The 18,401-nt window shown below is 73.1% G+C and carries 17 protein-coding genes and 1 pseudogene; 13 read left to right on the top strand and 5 right to left on the bottom strand.

What is annotated here, in order from left to right:
- Positions 1-31 precede the first annotated feature (31 nt).
- The gene (gene rsgA, locus ACIP64_RS39485) at positions 32-1,162 is read right to left on the bottom strand and encodes a ribosome small subunit-dependent GTPase A (protein ID WP_401597122.1); all 1,131 of its coding nucleotides are present in this window, start codon (positions 1,160-1,162) and stop codon (positions 32-34) included.
- A 243-nt stretch (positions 1,163-1,405) separates the two neighbouring features.
- Entirely contained in the window at positions 1,406-2,416 is a 1,011-nt protein-coding gene (locus ACIP64_RS39480; protein WP_401597119.1) for a hypothetical protein, read from the bottom strand.
- 904 nt (positions 2,417-3,320) lie between these two features.
- On the opposite strand from ACIP64_RS39480, the gene ACIP64_RS39475 reads away from it, so the two are divergent.
- Positions 3,321-3,716 (top strand): VOC family protein, encoded by a 396-nt coding sequence (locus tag ACIP64_RS39475; protein ID WP_401597116.1) that lies wholly within the window; start codon positions 3,321-3,323, stop codon positions 3,714-3,716.
- 143 nt (positions 3,717-3,859) lie between these two features.
- Here the strand turns inward: ACIP64_RS39475 and ACIP64_RS39470 are convergent.
- From ACIP64_RS39470 to ACIP64_RS39460, 3 genes and pseudogenes are all read right to left on the bottom strand, one after another.
- A pseudogene (locus tag ACIP64_RS39470) lies at positions 3,860-3,934 on the bottom strand (AraC family transcriptional regulator); the annotation flags it as partial.
- A gap of 102 nt (positions 3,935-4,036) precedes the next feature.
- Positions 4,037-4,717, bottom strand: coding sequence for a helix-turn-helix domain-containing protein (locus ACIP64_RS39465; protein ID WP_401597114.1), 681 nt, complete (start codon positions 4,715-4,717; stop codon positions 4,037-4,039).
- A 34-nt stretch (positions 4,718-4,751) separates the two neighbouring features.
- Positions 4,752-5,909 carry a YihY/virulence factor BrkB family protein gene (locus ACIP64_RS39460; protein WP_401597111.1) on the bottom strand — a complete coding sequence of 386 codons (1,158 nt, stop codon included), beginning with the start codon at positions 5,907-5,909 and terminating at the stop codon, positions 4,752-4,754.
- 18 nt (positions 5,910-5,927) lie between these two features.
- Here ACIP64_RS39460 and ACIP64_RS39455 point away from each other — a divergent pair, with 18 nt between their 5' ends.
- The 12 genes from ACIP64_RS39455 (at position 5,928) to ACIP64_RS39400 (ending at position 18,394) form a co-directional block, all read left to right on the top strand.
- On the top strand, positions 5,928-7,574 hold the full coding sequence (locus tag ACIP64_RS39455) for an acyl-CoA dehydrogenase family protein (protein ID WP_401597109.1): 1,647 nt from the start codon (positions 5,928-5,930) through the stop codon (positions 7,572-7,574).
- A 357-nt stretch (positions 7,575-7,931) separates the two neighbouring features.
- The gene (locus tag ACIP64_RS39450; protein ID WP_401597106.1) at positions 7,932-9,227 is read left to right on the top strand and encodes a GAF domain-containing protein; all 1,296 of its coding nucleotides are present in this window, start codon (positions 7,932-7,934) and stop codon (positions 9,225-9,227) included.
- Between the two features lie 235 nt (positions 9,228-9,462).
- Positions 9,463-10,050, top strand: coding sequence for a GNAT family N-acetyltransferase (locus tag ACIP64_RS39445; protein ID WP_401597103.1), 588 nt, complete (start codon positions 9,463-9,465; stop codon positions 10,048-10,050).
- A 47-nt stretch (positions 10,051-10,097) separates the two neighbouring features.
- Positions 10,098-11,135, top strand: coding sequence for a carbohydrate kinase family protein (locus ACIP64_RS39440; protein ID WP_401597100.1), 1,038 nt, complete (start codon positions 10,098-10,100; stop codon positions 11,133-11,135).
- A gap of 104 nt (positions 11,136-11,239) precedes the next feature.
- Positions 11,240-11,323, top strand: coding sequence for a putative leader peptide (locus ACIP64_RS39435; RefSeq protein ID WP_360909198.1), 84 nt, complete (start codon positions 11,240-11,242; stop codon positions 11,321-11,323).
- A gap of 178 nt (positions 11,324-11,501) precedes the next feature.
- A complete protein-coding gene (locus ACIP64_RS39430; RefSeq protein ID WP_401597097.1) occupies positions 11,502-13,196 on the top strand; it encodes a nitrite/sulfite reductase in 1,695 nt (564 codons plus the stop codon).
- On the top strand, positions 13,193-13,372 hold the full coding sequence (locus ACIP64_RS39425; protein ID WP_401597095.1) for a hypothetical protein: 180 nt from the start codon (positions 13,193-13,195) through the stop codon (positions 13,370-13,372). The genes ACIP64_RS39430 and ACIP64_RS39425 overlap by 4 nt, the downstream gene beginning before the upstream one ends.
- The gene (locus tag ACIP64_RS39420; RefSeq protein ID WP_401597092.1) at positions 13,369-14,076 is read left to right on the top strand and encodes a phosphoadenylyl-sulfate reductase; all 708 of its coding nucleotides are present in this window, start codon (positions 13,369-13,371) and stop codon (positions 14,074-14,076) included. Before ACIP64_RS39425 ends, ACIP64_RS39420 begins: the two co-directional genes overlap by 4 nt.
- 32 nt (positions 14,077-14,108) lie before the next feature.
- A complete protein-coding gene (gene cysC / locus ACIP64_RS39415; RefSeq protein WP_401597089.1) occupies positions 14,109-14,654 on the top strand; it encodes an adenylyl-sulfate kinase in 546 nt (181 codons plus the stop codon).
- A gap of 61 nt (positions 14,655-14,715) precedes the next feature.
- Positions 14,716-15,651, top strand: coding sequence for a sulfate adenylyltransferase subunit CysD (gene cysD, locus ACIP64_RS39410; protein ID WP_401597086.1), 936 nt, complete (start codon positions 14,716-14,718; stop codon positions 15,649-15,651).
- 2 nt (positions 15,652-15,653) lie between these two features.
- Entirely contained in the window at positions 15,654-17,003 is a 1,350-nt protein-coding gene (locus ACIP64_RS39405) for a sulfate adenylyltransferase subunit 1 (RefSeq protein WP_401597083.1), read from the top strand.
- Between the two features lie 245 nt (positions 17,004-17,248).
- Positions 17,249-18,394, top strand: a complete 1,146-nt coding sequence (locus ACIP64_RS39400) for an aliphatic sulfonate ABC transporter substrate-binding protein (RefSeq protein WP_401597080.1) — start codon at positions 17,249-17,251, stop codon at positions 18,392-18,394.
- Positions 18,395-18,401 lie beyond the last annotated feature (7 nt).

The following is an 18,401-nucleotide window of genomic DNA, read 5'->3' as shown; positions in this document are numbered from 1 at the left end:
GTACCGGCGCACCGGGCTCCGCGCACGACCGTCAGTACACCTTGCGGTGCCCGCCGCCGCGCTTGCGTTCGTACATCTCCCGTCCCGCCGCGGAGCGTTGCTTCCATTCGCGGCGCATCTCCGCCCGCAGCCGGGCGTCGGTGCGGGAGGCGATCCACGCGTTCTCGCGCAGCAGCTTGCGGTAGCTGTCCAGCCGCCGGTACGCCAGCAAGCCGTCCTCCAGCGCCGCGAGGACCGCGCAGCCCGGTTCCGCGGTGTGCGAGCAGTCCTGGAAGCGGCACTGCCCGGCCAGGTCCTCGATGTCGGAGAAGGCCTGGGTGAGTCCGGCGTCGGCGTCCCACAGACCGACCCCGCGCAGTCCCGGGGTGTCGATGACCACCCCGCCCCCGGGCAGCGGCAGCAGGTCGCGGGTGGTCGTGGTGTGCCGCCCCTTGCCGTCGCTGTCGCGGATGGCCTGCACCTCCTGGGCCTCGCGGCCCAGCAGCGCGTTGGTCAGCGTGGACTTGCCCGCGCCCGACTGCCCGAGCAGCACGGACGTGGCGCCGGACAGCGCCCGCGCCAGCTCCGCGACGCCGTCGCCGGTCGCGGCGCTCACGACGCGCACGTCCACTCCCGGCGCGGCGGACCTGGCGTCGGCCAGCAGATAGGTGGTGTCGGGGACGAGGTCGGCCTTGGTGAGGACGACCATCGGCTGCGCGCCGCTGGTCCACGCCAGCGACACGAAGCGCTCCAGCCGGCCGAGGTCCAGTTCCGCCGCGATCGACACCGCGATCACCGCGAAGTCGACGTTGGCGGCCAGGACCTGGCCCTCGGACCTCTTGGAGGAGGTGGAGCGGACGAAGGTGGTACGGCGCGGCAGCAGGGCCCGTACCGCCGGTCCGGTGACCGGAGCGGTGTCGACGGCGGCCCAGTCGCCGGTGCAGGCGACCCGCATCGGGTCGCGGGTGAAGACGTCCTCGGTGTCGGCGCGCACGGTCCGCGTGCCGTGCGTGCCGCCGGTGCCCGCGGGGACGACGACGTCGCACAGTCCGCGGTCGACGCGCACCACGCGACCGGGGACCAGGCCCCGTTCCGCGTACGCCGCGAAGGCGGAGTCGAGCAGGGAGTCCCAGCCGTAGGCGGCGAGCGCGGAGTACGGCTGCGGGACGGTTCCGTTCTTCAACGGGGAAAGCCCTTCGGGAGGGCGGTCGCACGCGGCGCCGCGCCGTCAGGGCGTACGGGACGCCGGGACGGGCAGGGTCAGCCGGGGACCGCCGAGGTGGTGGGGGTGACGCTCTTCTGGATGCGGGCAGTGCCCGGCACAGTGACAGTCATCGCTCCAACACCTCCTCGATCGCTCGCGGTCCGACGGCGAAACCATAGCCCGGCCCCCCGACAGGCACGCAACTCCTTTTCCGGGGGCCGCTCAGACCGTCTCGGCGTAGCGCTCCCCCGCGTACGCCCGCAGGACCGGGACGACCGCCTCCGCGCCGCCGGGCAGGCGGTCCAGCCGGACCAGCGCGAAGGCCTGGTGGCCGTCGACCAGGTACGTGGGGTTGGCGCCCGGCGTGGTGCCCGGCAGCGGCCACACCACGAGCCAGGGCCGCTTGTCGCTGGTCGCCTCCGATTTGCCGACGGTGACGGCCGCGATTTCCGGCCAGGGGAAGTGCTGTTCGTCCTCGGTGACCTCGCGCATGCTGATCCCGTTGGGGCCGATCCGCAGCCGCAGCGGCTTCCGCCAGCGGCGGTAGGAGCGGAAGGTGAGGTAGGAGCAGCCCATGGCGCCCAGCGGCCCGAACGCGCCGAAGGCCTCCGGGCCCATGAAGTCGCCGTTGATCAGTTGCCAGAACGAGTAGGCGCAGATCACGGCAGCCGCCGCCCAGATCAGCGCCCAGATGCCGGACCGCTGTGCGTCGACGAAGACGCGTTCCCCTCCCGGCACGCTCAGTTCGGGCCCCGACACGCTCACCGGGATCGGCGGGCGCACCGCGCGCGGCGCCGTCTCGAAACGGTCGCCGGCGTTCGCGGCGAGGGCGTTCGACATCTCGGCGACGGACTGGTCCAGGTCCTCGCAGTCCAGGAGGGTGTAGCGGCTCCGGCCGTCCCAGGTGCGGTCGGCCCTGCGCGGCAGCGTCACGCCGGACACCGTCCACAGCGTCAGCCGCGGCTTCGGCGGCGTCAGATTCTCGCTGTCCTCACCGGTGCTGGGGAGGTGCCACAGGGAGACGGCGTCGATCTGCTCCCACGCGACCTCCGCGTCGTGCAGCGTGATCCCGAACCCGTCGATCCGCAGCCGGAACGGCCGATCCGCCTTGCGCAGGTCCTGCCAGCCCCGGTACGTCGCCACCAGCGACAGGAACATGAGGATCAGCGGCACCTGGACACTGCCGGCGCCCCCCACGGCGACGACCAGCCAGACCAGGGCTCCCGCCGTCACGACGGCCCCTCCCGTGACCCACCGCCGGCCGCGTCGTCTCAGCGTCCGCTCAACCGTGAATTCCACTGCTCCGTACCCCCCTTTTGTCATCCCCGCCCAGCACTCATCATGCGGCTCGGCCGACCCGGCTCCCAGCCCCTCCGGCGCGGTGGTTGCCCAACCGTGACGCCAGTGGGACAACACCGCCCGGGGGCCGCCCGGCCGCCCCCGGCCGTTCACCCGCGCGCCCCCGACCGGTGGGTTTCCCCGGAACCGGGCGCACGGTCGTCCGGGCGTCTTCCCGGTGCGGCGGTGCGGTCCCACCATGGCGTCATGACCGATGTCTGGGACGCGATGAGCGCGGTGGGCACATGCGGGGCAACCGTCGTCGCACTGGCGATCGCCCTCCGCGACGCCGGCCGCAGCCGCCGGCTGGAGCGCGAGCGGTCGCTGCTGGAGGCCGACCGGCACAAGGAGAAGGCCCGCACCGTGGTGTCGGAGGTGGCATCGGACCTGCGGACTGTGGTCGTTCACAACTTCGGCGGCCATCCCGCGCTGAACGTGGAGGTGCTCGGCGTCCACATCACCGTCACACGGGAGAACGGCGACCAGGAGCGCCTCTGGTGCCCCCGTTCCGAGAGCGAACCATTCGGCTGGCAGGTGCTCGCGCCCGGGGCGTCGGCGCGGGCCGGCGCGGACATCAGGGGGCTCGTGCGCGTGGCGCCCGGGCCGGAGGGTCCACGAGGTCATGCCAAGACCGTGCGCACGGACATCGACGGCCGGGTCCGGAGGCGCGTCGGGGACCGGCAGCCCGAGCGGGTCACGGATGCGGCACGGCAGGTGCCGGGGGCCGTGGGGTACCGGGGGGGCGCAGACGTCCGATTCGTTCAAGACCGCGCGCGGGAGGGCTGCGTACGGTGGCGGCATGACAGTGCGTATCGGATTGATCGAGATCGTGGTGGCCGACATGGGGGCGTCGCTGGCGTTCTACCGGCGCCTGGGACTGGAGATCGCGGAGGGGGTGGAGGGGGAGCCGCACGTGGAGGCCGAGTTGCCGGGGGGCTTGCGGATGGCCTGGGACACCCGGGAGACGGTGCGGTCCTTCGACCCGGCGTGGACGCCGCCGGGGCCCGGCGGCCACGGCACGGCGCTGGCGTTCGCCTGCGACGACCCGGCAGAGGTGGACGCGGTGTTCGCGGAGCTGACGGCGGCCGGGTACGAGGGGCACCTGAAGCCCTTCGACGCGGTGTGGGGCATGCGGTACGCCACCGTGCGCGACCCGGACGGCAACGCGGTGGACCTGTACGCGCTGCTGTCCTAGGGGTGTTGCGAAGGCACCGCCCCCCCACTGCCTTCCGGGTGCGGTGCGGTCGGCGTGGTCGGGCTCCTCGGGCGATGCGACGCCCCCGGGCCGAAGACCCGGGGGCGTGCCGTGCCTGGGGACACCTCCCAGCGGCGCCAGGAGCCGGTGAGGGCGCGCACGTCCCGGGCGAGGTGAGCCTGGTCCGCGTACCCGGCACGCCCGGCGAGTTCGGCGAAGGACAGGCCGCCGCGGGCCGGCCGCAAGGCACGCTGAAGGCGCAGGACATCGGGGCCGTAGCCGAAGGCCCTCCCGGCGGAGCCGGGGACACGCCCTCGGGGTTACGGCCCCAGGAGCCGGCGGAGCGGCACGCCGGCGAGGGCGCGCACGTCCCGCGCGAGGTGAGCCTGGTCCGCGTACCCGGCGCGCCCGGCGAGTTCGGCGAACGGCAGGCCGCCGCGGGCCAGCCGCAGGGCACGCTGAAGGCGCAGGATCCGGGCGAGGGTCTTGGGGCCGTAGCCGAAGGCGTCGAGGCAGCGGCGGTGCAGTTGGCGCTCGCTGACGCCGAGGTCCGCGGCGACGTCAGCCACGCGCGCGCCGGCGGCCAGGCCCGCGGCGGTCTCCGCGGCGTAGCGGACGGGGGGCCGCGGCGGGCGGCCGAGGACGGCGGCCTCCAGGGCGGCGCCGGGGTCGGCGGCGGACGCCACGCGCTCGGTCAGGCGGCGTGCCTCGGCGCCGGGCCAGAGCGCGTCCAGCGGCACGCGGCGGTCCCGCAGTTCGTGCGCGGCGACCGCGAGCACGGCCGGGCCGGTCCCGGGCGCGAAGCGCAGCCCCGCGTAACGGGTGCCGGGCGGGCTCGCGGTGAGATGGGCGCGGGTGTCGGGCCCCGCGGCGAAGAGCCCGGTGCCCTCGCCCCAGATGAGGTCGACGCAGCCGTCGGGCAGCACCCGGGCCGCCTCGGCGCCCGCTGTCCTGGTCCACAGCACGGCGCCATGGACGACAGAGGCGCGTTCCCGGTACATGCCCCCAGGATGGCACCGTCCTGCGACAGCGGGCTCACTCCGCCGGCGGCGGCCCGCTCTTCCCGCGGAGGCGGCGGCCGCGCAGCCGGCCCCTGACGTCGTCGGGCGGCAGGAAGCCCGCCCAGCGCTCGGGGAATTCGGCGGGCGGGTCCTCGGGGCCCACCTCGTCGTCGGGGGCGTCGTCGAAGGCGGCCCGGCGCGCGGCGGCCTCGGCCAGCCGGTCGGCGGCCTGGAGCTGGCGCACCCGGGCGTTCTTCTCGCGGGCCGCGGCGGTCTCGATGGACGGCCAGACCCGGTCGATCGCGGCATTGACGGCCGCGCCGACCAGTACCGCGAAGGCGGAGACGAAGATCCACAACAGGACGGCGACGGGCGCGGCCAGGGATCCGTAGATGGTCGGTCCCTCGACGGTGTGGGTGAGGTAGATGCGCAGCAGGAAGCTGCCCAGGACCCACATCAGCAGGGCGACGGCGGCTCCGGGCATGTCCTCGTACCAGGGCGACCGCACCGGCACGGACACGTGGTAGAGCGTGGTGAGGAAGGTGATCGACAGCAGCAGCACCACGGGCCAGTACAGGATGCGGATGACCCACTCGCTCCACGGCAGGAACGACACGACCGCGTCCGGCCCGACGACCAGCAGCGGCATCACGACGGCGCCGATGACCAGGGCGACCACGTAGAGGAGCAGGGCCAGCAGCCGGGTCTTGACGATGCCCCGTATGCCCTCCAGCCCGTACATGATCGTGATGGTGTCGACGAAGACGTTCAGGGCCCGCGAGCCCGACCACAGGGCGATGACGAAGCCGATGGAGATCACGTCGGGCCGGCCGCCGCCGAAGACGTCGTCGACCAGCGGCCGCATCAACTGGTCGACGCCCTTGTCCGACAGGACGGTGGCCGCCGCGGTGAGGATGTTGCGGCGGATGTTGTCGATGGTGTCGGTGCCGATGACCTCGTCCACGTAGCCGATGGCACCGACGAGGCCGAGCAGCAGGGGCGGCAGGGACAGCAGCACGAAGAAGGCGGCCTCGGCGGCGAGACCCGTGACGCGGTACTCCAGGCAGGAGTTGACCGTGTCCTTGAGCAGCAGCCATCCGACCTTGCGTTTGGAGACGTTCCGGTAGAGGGACCGCGCCTGGAGAAGCCGGCCTTTCCGGGGCCGCTCGGGTGTTTCGTCTGCTGCCTGCACGCGCCTACGGTAGCTGTCATGAGCGCCCCTACACACACCGTGACCAACCAGCCCCCGCCGCTGGTCGGGTATGACGTGTACGCCGCCGACGACGCCCTCGTGGAGGGGGTCGCCCGGCACGCCGCGCCCGAGCGCCGGCAGGAGATCGACGTGGAGCTGGGCGAGATCGGCCGGTCGGCCGGCTCGGTCCAGGCACAGGCGTGGGGGCAGGAGGCGAACACGCACTCCCCCGTGCTGCGCACCCATGACCGCTACGGCCACCGCCTCGACGAGGTGGAGTTCCATCCGTCCTACCACCGGCTGCTGGGCCGGGCGGTCTCGTCGGGACTGACCGACGCCTGGTCGCGCCCCGACGGCCACCTGCGGCGCGCGGCGGGCTTCCTGGTGTGGTCGCAGGTCGAGCAGGGGCACGGCTGCCCGGTCTCGATGACGCACGCCGCGGTGCCCGCCCTGCGGGCCGATCCGCAGCTGGCGGCGGAGTGGGAGCCGCGGCTGGGGTCGCGGGTCTACGACCCGCGGCTGGTGGCGCCGGGGCAGAAGCCGGGCGCGCTGTTCGGGATGGGCATGACCGAGAAGCAAGGCGGCTCGGACGTGCGCGCGAACACCACGCGGGCGGAGCCGCTCGCGGAGGAGGGCGCGTATCTGCTCACCGGGCACAAGTGGTTCTGCTCGGCGCCGATGTCGGACGGCTTCCTGGTGCTCGCGCAGGCGACGGGGCCGGCCGGCGGCGGCCTGACCTGCTTCCTGCTGCCGCGCGTCCTGCCGGACGGCACCCGCAACGTGTTCCGCATCCAGCGGCTGAAGGACAAGCTGGGCAACCGCTCCAACGCCTCGTCCGAGGTCGAGTTCGACGGCACCTGGGCGCGCCGGGTCGGCGAGGAGGGGCGGGGGGTGGCGACCATCATCGAGATGGTGGCGGCCACCCGGCTGGACTGCGCGACCGGTTCGGCGGCGGTCATGCGGCAGGCGGTGGCGCAGGCGGTCCACCACACCGCGCACCGCAGCGCCTTCGGCGGCCCGTTGATCGACAAGCCGCTGATGCGCAACGTCCTGGCCGACATGGCGCTGGAGTCGGAGGCGGCGACCACAACCGTGCTGCGGCTCGCGGCGGCGTACGACGCGGACACCGAGCAGGAGCGGCACTTCCGGCGGCTGGCGGTGGCGGTGTCCAAGTTCTGGATCACCAAGCGCACTCCCGCGGTGGCGGCCGAGGCGCTGGAGTGCCTGGGCGGCAACGGCTATGTGGAGGAGTCGGGCATGCCGCGGCTGTTCCGCGAGTCGCCGCTGAACTCGGTGTGGGAGGGCTCCGGCAACGTCCAGGCGCTGGACGTGCTGCGGGCGCTGCAGCGCGAGCCGCAGGCGCTGAACGCGTTCCTCGGGGAGATCGGCCTGGCGCGCGGCGCGGACCACCGGCTGGACGGGGCGATCAAGTCGCTGCTGACCGAACTCGCCGACCTGGAGGGCATCGAGGCGCGTGCGCGGCGGGTCGTGGAGCGGATGGCGCTGGTGCTGCAGGGGTCGCTGCTGGTGCGCTTCGCGCCGGCGGAGGTGTCGGACGCCTTCTGCGCCTCCCGGCTCGGCGGCGACTGGGGGGCCACCTTCGGCACGCTGCCGCGCGGGCTGGACCTGGAGGCCGTGGTGGAGCGGGCGCGCCCGGTGGCGTGAAGCGTCGGCGCGACGGCGGTCCCCCGTGCCCCCGAGGAAGGACCGGGATCACCGGAGAAACGATCCGCCGCCGCGCCGCGCGGAAGGTGGTGCCGCGCCGACTCGGCACCACCCCCGGTCTCCAACCCCACCGTCGCACGGATGGTGTTCCGTACGAGTAGCGTGATGCGCCGTCACTGTCCGTCGGGGGCGTGCATATTCGCAACCGTTGCAGACCGTTGCAAGCTATTGGCCGGATATGCCGCCGGAACCCGCTCCGCGGCGGCACCATATGCACAGGGTGTGGTCGCCAATGCGCCGTCGCGATCACTGCCGGGCGCACAGCGCAGACCAGCGCACACGCACGCGGGGAGAACCATGAGCCAGGTTCCGTTCGACTCCCGGTCGTTGTCGGCACAGTCGGCCCAGGAGACACGCCGCTCGGCACGCCTGCTGGGCGGGATGAGGGAGGCCGCACTCGGCGGTGGCGGCAAGGCCGCCGCGACGGTCCCCCGGCCGATCATCCAGGACTCCTGGCGGCGCGCCCTGGACCTCGGCGTCGACCCCGACAACGGCAGCCACAACGCGATGCTGACGGCGGACGAGATCGAGCAGCGCCGGCGCCGCACCCCGCTGGTCGAGGTGATGCCCGCCCTGCGCGACGGGCTGGTCTCGGTGGCCGACGAGGCCCGGCACATCATGGTCGTCACCGATCCCGAGGGACGGGTGCTGTGGCGCGACGGCAGTGTCGCCGTCCGCAAGAGCGCGGACCGGCTGGGCTTCGCCGAGGGCGCCTCGTGGGCCGAGGACACCGTCGGCACCAACGCGATCGGCACCGCCCTGGTCGCCGGGCGCCCCGTCCAGGTGCACCAGGCCGAGCACTTCGTGCGGGAGCTGCACCAGTGGACGTGCGCGGCGGCACCGCTGCACGACCCGCGCGACGGACGGCTGCTCGGCGCGGTCGACGTCAGCGGGCCGGCCGCCACCGTGCACCCGGCGATGCTGTCGCTGGTCACGGCGGTCACCAAGGTCGCCGAGGGCGAACTGCGCTCCCGCCACTGGGCGGCCGTCGGCCGGCTGCGCTCGGTCGCGGCCCCGCTGCTGGCCCGGATGTCCGGCCGGGCGGCGGTCGTCGACCCCAACGGCTGGACCGCCGCCGTCACCGGCATGCCGGCGGTCGAGCGCATCACCCTGCCCGCCGCGCCGGCCGCCGGGCCCACCTGGGTGCCCTCGCTCGGGCTGTGCACACTGGAACCGCTGCCCGGCGGCTGGCTGGTGCGGGTCCGCGACGAGCGGGAGGAGCGGACGCCCGCGGGCCGGGTCGTGCTCGACGTGAGCCGCCCGCGCACCTGGAACGTCACGGTCTCCGGCGGAGCGGGCGCCTGGTCGCAGGAGCTCAGCCCGCGCCATGCCGAGCTGCTGTTCGTCCTCGCCCTGCACCGGGCCGGGCGCAGTGCCGCCGAACTGGCGGACGACCTGTTCGGCGACCCCACCCGTACGGTCACCGTCCGCGCGGAGATGTCCCGGCTGCGCCGTACGCTCTCCGGCGTCCTCGACCACCGGCCGTACCGTTTCGCCGACGGCGTCGAGGTCGAACTCCTGCGTCCGGCGCGGCCCGCGGACCTGCTGCCGCACTCGACGGCCCCGGCGGTCCGCAGGGCGCGTTCCGCGTGACCGCGGGGCGACCGGCCCGTCCGGCCCGTCCGACAAGGAACCGCCCCGTGGATTCGGCCCCATGCGAACGAAAGGATCCACTGCCCGCGGCCGGCGCGAGGTCCCGGCGCCGCGTACGCGCCCCGGCACCCGGGGCACGCTCCGCGTGAGCGCGGGAACGTACGCCTGCTCCCATGCCGCGCGTGACCGCGGGGCACCCCGCCGCAGGGTCCGCCGGCGTGGTTGGCTGGGCCCCATGAGCAACACCGTCACCGTGACCACCTGGTCGCTGGAGCAGACCTCGCCGGCCGATCTGCGGCCGTCGGCGCCCGCCATGGAGCCCGATCCCGCGGCCGGCGGGGTCAGGATCGTCCGGGCCGAGGTGCCCTCCCCGGAGTTCAGCCGCTTCCTGTACGCCTCGGTCGGCGCGGACTGCGCGTGGACCGACCGGCTGCCGTGGACGTACGAGCAGTGGCGCGCCTGCCTGGACCGCCCCGGCACGGAGACCTGGGTGGCCTGGGACCAGGGCACGCCCGCCGGCTACATCGAGCTCGACGCGCAGGACGAGGGCCAGGTCGAGATCGCGTACTTCGGGTTGCTGCCCGCCTTCCGGGGACGCCGGATCGGCGGGCAACTGCTCTCGTTCGGGATCGCGCGCGCCTGGGACCTTGCGGAGCGCTGGCCGGAGCGGACGCCGACGAAGCGGGTGTGGGTGCACACCTGCAGCCTGGACGGGCCGCACGCGCTGGCCAACTACGAGAGGCGCGGCTTCCGCATCTTCCGCACCGAGACGGGGGAAGAGGAGAAGAGGCCGATCGACGGCCCCTGGCCCGGGGCGCACTGAGCCCGCGGGCGGCGCGTGCGGCGTGGACGCGCCGTGAAAGGGGAGGTATGGACGTCGTCGGGGTCGGGGCGCTCAATCTGGACCTGATCACGGGGGCCTCCGCCGTGGGCGGCAGCCCGCTGCTGGCCCGGATCGACGCGTACACGGGGCTGCGCCCCCCGTTGGAGAGCGGTTCCGAGCGGCTGGTGGAGGAGCCGGCCGTGCGCGCCGCCCTGGAGTGCCTGCGCGCGGAGGGCGTGCCGCTCACACCCGAACTGGGCGGCTCGGCCTTCAACGCGCTGCACGCCCTCGCCCGGCTCGGCCGGGGCCTGCGGCTGGGGTACGTGAGCGTCGCGGGCAGCAGCCCGCTGGAGGCGGTCGATCCGCTGGCCGTGCTCGACGGGCTCGGCATCGACCGCTCCCTGGTGCTGCCGGACCCGGAGCGGCTGTGCGGGATCTGCCTGTCGGTGCACGACGGGGGCGAGCGCACCCTGCTCACCCACACCGGCGCCAACACCGGTATCGCCGGGCATGTGCGGCGGAACTTCGAGGAGATCGCCGGCACCCTGGCGGGGGCCCGGGTGGTGCACGTGACGTCCTTCCTGGACCCCGACGGGGGCGCGGCGCTGCGCCGGTTGCTCGACGCGGTCCGGGAACGGTCGCCGCGCACGATCGTCACCTTCGACCCGGGTCACGCGTGGTCCACCGCGCCGAGCGACGACGTGCTGGCGATGGCGGCGGCGAGCGACTACCTGCTGCTCAACGAGCGGGAGTTCACCGACCTGGCGCCGCTGCTGCCCGGGCTGCGCGGCACGGCGGTGGTGAAGTACCCGGACCGGGTGGAGGTACGCCGGCCGGGTTCGGTGGAGCGCTGGACCCACCGTCCGCTCCGGGACGGCGAGATCGAGGACGCGACGGGGGCGGGTGACGTCTTCGCTGCCGGGGTGCTCGCGGCCCTGGCCGCGAACCGCGCGCTGCTCGGCGCCGGGGTGCGGCTCGGCATGGCGCTGGCGGCCCACAAGCTGCGGCATGTCGGCGCCCGGGGGCACGACGGGTTCCGAGCGATCACGGGCGATTTCCTGAGGCATCCGAGCAGGGTGCGGTGATCCGTCCGCCGACGGCACCGCATCCGTATCACCATGCGAGATGATCGAGTCCAGATAGCGGATAATGGTGGACTGGCCCGAGACCCGCGTGACACGCTTTCGACATGTCGCGCTCCGGAATCGCCTTGGTAGGTCGGCTGCACGTCGACCTCGGACGCATGTCCAGCGCCATCTGTCGGGCCTACTGAGCCCGCACGCCGTCACGCCCCGGACTGACCCCGCCGTCCCCGACGTCGCGGACGCGCACCGACCCCCGCTTCCAGGACCGCCGCCGAGTGCGACGTGTTTCCGCAGGCCGCAGGGGTCCTTCGCCGTACGATCCCCACTTGCCGAACCTCCTCAGCCTGCCAGAAGGACTGCATCGCCATGGCTTCCACCCCCGATCAGCAGGGCGCCGCCGCACGCCGCAAGGTGAGCCGTCACCGCGGCGAGGGCCAGTGGGCGGTCGGCCACATGACGCCGCTCAACGCCAACGAGCAGTTCAAGCGCGACGACGACGGTCTCAATGTGCGGACGCGCATTGAGACGATCTACCAGTACCGCGGTTTCGACGCGATCGACGGGGCGGACCTGCGCGGCCGCATGCGCTGGTGGGGGCTGTACACCCAGCGCAAGCCCGGGATCGACGGCGGCAAGACCGCGATCCTGGAGCCGGAGGAGCTGGACGACAAGTACTTCATGCTGCGGGTCCGCGTCGACGGCGGCCGGCTCACCACCCAGCAGCTGCGGGTCATCGGCGAGGTCTCGCAGGAGTTCGCCCGCGGCACCGCCGACATCACCGACCGGCAGAACATCCAGCTGCACTGGATCCGCATCGAGGACGTGCCGGAGATCTGGCGCCGGCTGGAGGGCGTGGGGCTGTCCACCACCGAGGCGTGCGGCGACACCCCGCGCGTCATCCTCGGCTCGCCGGTGGCCGGCATCGCCGAGGACGAGATCATCGACGGCACGTGGGCCGTGGACGAGGCCCACCGCCGGATCATCGGCAACAAGGAGTTCTCCAACCTCCCCCGCAAGTTCAAGTCGGCGATCTCCGGCTCCCCGCTGCTGGACGTGGCCCACGAGATCAACGACGTCGCCTTCGTCGGGGTCCGCCACCCCGAGTACGGACCGGGCTTCGACGTGTGGGTCGGCGGCGGCCTGTCCACCAACCCCAGGATCGGCGTGCGGCTGGGCGCGTGGGTGCCGCTGGACGAGGTCCCGGACGTCTTCGAGGGCGTCATCTCGGTCTTCCGCGACTACGGCTACCGGCGGCTGCGCACCCGCGCCCGGCTGAAGTTCCTGGTCGCCGACTGGGGCGCGGAGAAGTTCCGGCAGGTGCTGGAGGACGAGTACCTGCTGCGCAAGCTGGCCGACGGCCCCGCGCCCGAGCAGCCCGTCGAGCAGTGGCGTGACCACGTCGGGGTGCACCGGCAGCGGGACGGCCGCTTCTACGTCGGCTTCGCGCCCCGGGTCGGCCGGGTCGACGGCACGACCCTCAGCAAGATCGCGGAGCTGGCCGAGGCGCACGGCTCCGGCCGGCTGCGCACCACCGTCGAGCAGAAGATGATCGTGCTCGACGTCGAGCAGGACCGTGTCGACTCCCTCGTCGCGGGCCTGGAGGCGCTGGACCTCCAGGTGCGGCCCTCGCCGTTCCGGCGCGGCACCATGGCGTGCACCGGCATCGAGTTCTGCAAGCTGGCCATCGTCGAGACCAAGGCGCGCGGCGCCTCCCTCATCGACGAACTGGAGCGCCGCCTGCCCGGGTTCGACGAACCGGTCACCATCAACGTCAACGGCTGCCCGAACGCCTGCGCCCGCATCCAGGTGGCGGACATCGGTCTCAAGGGCCAGCTGGTCCTGGACGACGAGGGCAACCAGGTCGAGGGCTTCCAGGTGCACCTGGGCGGCGCGCTGGGCCTGGAGGCCGGCTTCGGCCGCAAGGTCCGCGGCCTGAAGGTGACCTCGGAGGAACTGCCCGACTACGTGGAGCGCGTCCTGCGGCGCTTCCAGGCGGGGCGCACGGACGGCGAACGGTTCGCGCAGTGGGTCGCGCGCGCGTCGGAGGAGGACCTGTCGTGAGCGAGCGTGCCGCACCGTTCTACTGCCCGTACTGCGGGGACGAGGACCTGCACCCCGCGGAGCAGGGACACGGCGCCTGGGAGTGCCGCGCCTGCAACCGGGCCTTCCAGCTCAAGTTCCTCGGTCTGCTGGCCCGCGGCCTGCGGACCTCGGCCCCCGAGGGAGGCGGTTCGTGACCACCGCGCGGCAGCACTCCGCCGACGAGTTCCGACTGCTGGCCGAACGGGCGGGACGCGACCTGGAGGACGCCCCCGCCGAGGAGATCCTGCGCTGGGCGGCCGGCACCTTCGGGGCGCGCTTCTGCGTGACCTCGTCCATGGAGGACGCGGTCGTGGCGCACCTGGCCTCCCGCGTGGCGCCCGGTGTCGACGTGGTCTTCCTGGACACCGGCTACCACTTCCCCGAGACCATCGGCACCCGCGACGCCGTCGCCGCCGTGATGGACGTCAACGTCATCACGCTGACGCCCCGTCAGACCGTTGCCGAGCAGGACGCCGAGTACGGGCCGCGGCTGCACGACCGCGACCCCGACCTGTGCTGCGCGCTGCGGAAGGTGAAACCGCTGGAGCAGGGCCTGACGGCGTACGACGCGTGGGCGACGGGACTGCGCCGCGACGAGTCCCCGACCAGGGCGAACACCCCGGTCGTCGGGTGGGACGCCCGGCGCGGAAAGATCAAAGTTTCCCCCATCGCCCGCTGGACGCAAGACGACGTGGACTCCTATGTCGCCGATCACGGGGTACTCACGAATCCGTTGCTCATGGACGGCTACGCCTCGGTCGGCTGCGCCCCCTGCACCCGCCGGGTGCTGGAGGGCGAGGACGCCCGGGCCGGCCGGTGGGCGGGCCGGGCGAAGACCGAATGCGGTCTGCACGGCTGATGACGACGGAACGGACCTCCCGGGAGGGGCGGATGAGCGGGACGGACGCGGGCGCCACGGTGTGGCTCACCGGTCTGCCGAGTGCGGGCAAGACGACGATCGCCCGGTCGCTGGCGGCGCGGCTGCGCGGCGACGGGCACCGCGTGGAGGTACTGGACGGCGACGAGATCCGCGAGTTCCTCTCCGCGGGCCTCGGCTTCGGCCGCGAGGACCGGCACACCAATGTGCAGCGCATCGGCTTCGTCGCCGAACTGCTGGCCTCCCACGGGGTCACCGTGCTGGTCCCGGTCATCGCGCCGTACGCCGACAGCCGGGAGGCCGTCCGCAAGCGCCACGAGGCGCGCGGCACGACCTACCTGGAGGTGCACGTCGCCACCCCTGTGGAGGTCTGCTCCACGCGCGACGTGAAGGGCCTGTACGCCAAGCAGGCCGCGGGCGAGATATCCGGGCTGACCGGTGTCGACGACCCGTACGAGGCGCCCGGGAACCCCGACCTGCGGATCGAGACCCAGCACCACACCGTCGAGGACTCGGCGGCGCTCCTGGTGGCGCTGCTGGTGGAAAAGGGGCTGGCGTGAGCGGCGGCCCGTCTCGCGTCACTCGTCCGAAAGCTCACGAAGCTCGAGAAAGGGGCGCGGTGTGACCACGGTAGTCGCGATCGGCGAGAGCACGGAGAACCCCTTCGCGCTGTCGCACCTGGACGCGCTGGAGTCGGAGGCGGTGCACATCTTCCGCGAGGTGGCGGGGGAGTTCGAGCGCCCGGTGATCCTCTTCTCGGGCGGCAAGGACTCCATCGTCATGCTCCACCTGGCGCTGAAGGCGTTCGCCCCGGCGGGGGTGCCCTTCTCGCTGCTGCACGTCGACACCGGCCACAACTTCCCCGAGGTGCTGGATTACCGCGACCGCACGGTCGCCCGGCACGGGCTGCGGCTGCACGTCGCGTCCGTGCAGGACTACATCGACGACGGGCGGCTGCGCGAGCGCCCCGACGGCACCCGCAACCCGCTGCAGACCGTGCCGCTGACCGAGGCCATCCAGGAGCACCGCTTCGACGCGGTCTTCGGCGGCGGCCGCCGGGACGAGGAGAAGGCCCGCGCCAAGGAGCGCGTCTTCTCGCTGCGCGACGAGTTCTCGCAGTGGGACCCGCGCCGCCAGCGCCCGGAGCTGTGGCAGCTCTACAACGGCCGGCACGCCCCCGGCGAGCACGTGCGGGTCTTCCCGCTGTCCAACTGGACCGAGCTGGACGTGTGGCAGTACATCGCCCGCGAGGGCATCGAACTGCCGGAGATCTACTACGCCCACGAGCGCGAGGTGTTCCGCCGCGCCGGGATGTGGCTGACCGCCGGCGACTGGGGCGGCCCCAAGGACGGCGAGTCCGTGGAGACGCGGCTGATCCGCTACCGCACGGTCGGCGACATGTCCTGCACCGGCGCGGTGGACTCCGCCGCCGCCACCATCGACGCGGTGATCACCGAGATCGCCGCCTCCCGGCTCACCGAGCGCGGGGCCACCCGGGCCGACGACAAGCTCTCCGAGGCCGCGATGGAAGACCGCAAGCGCGAGGGGTACTTCTAGCCATGACCGCCGGCATCACCAGCGCCGAACATCTCGCGGCCACCTCGCTGCTGCGCTTCGCCACCGCGGGCTCCGTCGACGACGGCAAGTCCACCCTGGTCGGGCGGCTGCTGCACGACTCCAAGTCGGTACTCGCCGACCAACTGGAGGCCGTGGAGCTCGCCTCCGCCCGCCGCGGCCAGGACGCGCCCGACCTGGCACTGCTCACCGACGGCCTGCGGGCCGAGCGCGAGCAGGGCATCACCATCGACGTGGCCTACCGCTACTTCGCCACGCCCCGGCGCCGGTTCATCCTGGCCGACACCCCCGGGCACGTGCAGTACACGCGCAACATGGTCACCGGCGCCTCGACCGCCGAGCTGACCGTGATCCTGGTGGACGCGCGCAACGGCGTGGTCGAGCAGACCCGCCGGCACGCGGCCGTCGCGGCCCTGCTGCGCGTCCCGCACGTCGTGCTCGCCGTGAACAAGATGGACCTGGTGGACTGGTCGGAGCAGGTGTTCGCGGCCATCGCGGAGGAGTTCACCGCCTACGCCGCCTCGATCGGCGTCCCGGAGATCACCGCCATCCCGATCTCGGCGCTCACCGGGGACAACGTGGTGACCGCCTCGGCCGGCATGGACTGGTACGGCGGCCCGACGGTGCTGGAGCACCTGGAGACCGTCGCGGTCGGCACCGACCCGGCCGCGCACCCGGCGCGCTTCCCGGTCCAGTACGTCATCCGCCCGCAGACCGCCGAACACCCCGACTACCGCGGCTACGCCGGGCAGATCTCCTCCGGTGTACTGCGCGTCGGCGACCGGGTCACGGTGCTGCCGTCCGGTCTGACCAGCACGATCACCGGGATCGACGCCCTGGGCACCGCGGTCGGCGTGGCCTGGGCGCCGCAGTCGGTGACGCTGCTGCTCGGTGACGACCTCGACATCTCCCGCGGCGATCTGATCGCGCCGACCGCAGCCGCCCCCGCGACCACGCAGGACGTCGAGGCCACCGTGTGCCATCTGCACGAGCGCCCGCTGACGGTCGGGGCCCGCGTGCTGCTGAAGCACACCACGCGCACGGTCAAGGCGGTCGTCAAGCGGCTCCCGTACAAGATCGACCTGACCCACGGCCTGGAACACCGGGACGACCCGGGCGAGTTCGGCGTCAACGACATCGGCACGGTCGTGCTGCGCACCTCCGAGCCGCTGCCGCTGGACGCCTACGCGGACTCCCGGCTCACCGGCTCCTTCCTGCTGATCGACCCGGCGGACGGCACCACGCTGACCGCCGGCATGGCGGGCGAGGCCTTCGCGGCCCGTACCGCCCCGGCCGCGGGAGACGCGGCCACTGACGAGGGGTGGGACTTCTGATGGCAGGCCTCAGCGCCTTGGACGCGTTCTCCGGATTCGCCAAGGAGGGCGGCCGCGTCGGCAGCGGCTGTCTGGGCAGCGGCACGGGCGGTGTGACGCGATGTGCGCGCTGACACCCCCCGGGCACCGCACCACCCACCGCACCGCGGCCGCGCACGCGGCACGGCACCCCCGAGAACCAGACAGCCACTACTCCGGCGCGCCCTAGAGGGCGCGACCCGGAGCCTTCGAGAGGACCACCTCCCGTGACTGCCGATCGCACCACCGCCCCGAGAACGACCACCCGCCGCCGCATCGTCGCCGGCGCCGCCCTTCTGCCGCTGCTGGCCCTGGCCGCCTGCGGTTACGGCTCCGAGAAGAAGGACGACACCTCCAACGCGGCCGCGACCAGTGGCACCAGCGCCGGCGCCGACACCGGCAAGAAGCTGTCCGCCTCCACGGTGAAGATCGGCTACTTCGCGAACCTCACGCACGCCACCCCGCTGGTGGGCCTGAAGGAGGGCTTCTTCGCGCAGGAGCTCGGCTCCGGCACCACGATCAAGGAGTCGGTCTTCAACGCGGGCCCCGCCGAGATCGAGGCCCTCAACGCCGGTTCCATCGACATCGGCTGGATCGGCCCCTCCCCCGCCGTCAACGGCTGGACCAAGTCGGGCGGCAAGAGCCTGAAGATCATCTCCGGCTCGGCCTCCGGCGGCGTGAAGCTGGTCGTCAACCCCAAGAAGATCACGTCCCTGAAGGACGTCAAGGGCAAGCGGATCGCCACCCCGCAGCTCGGCAACACCCAGGACGTGGCCCTGCTCAACTGGATAGCCGGGCAGGGCTGGAAGGTCGACGCGACCAGCGGCAAGGGTGATGTCTCCGTCATCCGCACGGACAACAAGATCACCCCGGACGCCTACAAGTCCGGCTCCATCGACGGCGCCTGGGTCCCCGAGCCCACCGCGTCCAAGCTGGTCGCCGAGGGCGCCAAGGTGCTGCTGGACGAGAGCAGCCTGTGGAAGGACGGCAAGTTCGTCATCACGAACGTGATCGTCTCCCAGAAGTTCCTCAGCGAGCACCCGGACGTCGTCGAGGCCGTGCTGCGCGGCTCGGTGAAGACCAACGCGTGGATCACCGCGAACCCGGACAAGGCCAAGGCCGACGCCAACGCCCAGCTGGAGAAGCTGTCCGGCAAGCCGCTGCCGGCCGACGTCATCGACCCGGCGTGGAAGAGCATCCAGGTCACCGACGACCCGCTGGCGTCCACGCTGCAGAGCGAGGCCGACCACGCCGTCACAGCGGGCCTGCTGGAGAAGCCCGACCTGAAGGGCATCTACGACCTCACGATCCTCAACAAGATCCTCACCGCCGAGGGCAGGACCGAACTCGGCAACGCCGGTCTCGGCAGCTGACCCGCCC

Origin of the sequence: Streptomyces sp. NPDC088733, from assembly GCF_044751185.1 — a bacterium.
Classification (GTDB): domain Bacteria; phylum Actinomycetota; class Actinomycetes; order Streptomycetales; family Streptomycetaceae; genus Actinacidiphila.
The sequence above is the reverse complement of the archived record's forward strand: the minus strand, read 5'-3'. Positions and strand labels throughout refer to the sequence as shown.

What these genes read in the sequence shown, in the direction of transcription:
- ACIP64_RS39440 (WP_401597100.1), top strand. Translation starts at nt 10,098, where the DNA reads ATGGACGTCGTCGGGGTCGGGGCGCTCAATCTGGACCTGATCACGGGG.
- ACIP64_RS39435 (WP_360909198.1), top strand. Translation starts at nt 11,240, where the DNA reads ATGTCGCGCTCCGGAATCGCCTTGGTAGGTCGGCTGCACGTCGACCTC.
- ACIP64_RS39475 (WP_401597116.1), top strand. Translation starts at nt 3,321, where the DNA reads ATGACAGTGCGTATCGGATTGATCGAGATCGTGGTGGCCGACATGGGG.
- ACIP64_RS39455 (WP_401597109.1), top strand. Translation starts at nt 5,928, where the DNA reads ATGAGCGCCCCTACACACACCGTGACCAACCAGCCCCCGCCGCTGGTC.
- ACIP64_RS39445 (WP_401597103.1), top strand. Translation starts at nt 9,463, where the DNA reads ATGAGCAACACCGTCACCGTGACCACCTGGTCGCTGGAGCAGACCTCG.
- ACIP64_RS39450 (WP_401597106.1), top strand. Translation starts at nt 7,932, where the DNA reads ATGAGCCAGGTTCCGTTCGACTCCCGGTCGTTGTCGGCACAGTCGGCC.
- ACIP64_RS39465 (WP_401597114.1), bottom strand. Translation starts at nt 4,717, where the DNA reads ATGTACCGGGAACGCGCCTCTGTCGTCCATGGCGCCGTGCTGTGGACC.
- ACIP64_RS39405 (WP_401597083.1), top strand. Translation starts at nt 15,654, where the DNA reads ATGACCGCCGGCATCACCAGCGCCGAACATCTCGCGGCCACCTCGCTG.
- cysC (WP_401597089.1), top strand. Translation starts at nt 14,109, where the DNA reads ATGAGCGGGACGGACGCGGGCGCCACGGTGTGGCTCACCGGTCTGCCG.
- ACIP64_RS39430 (WP_401597097.1), top strand. Translation starts at nt 11,502, where the DNA reads ATGGCTTCCACCCCCGATCAGCAGGGCGCCGCCGCACGCCGCAAGGTG.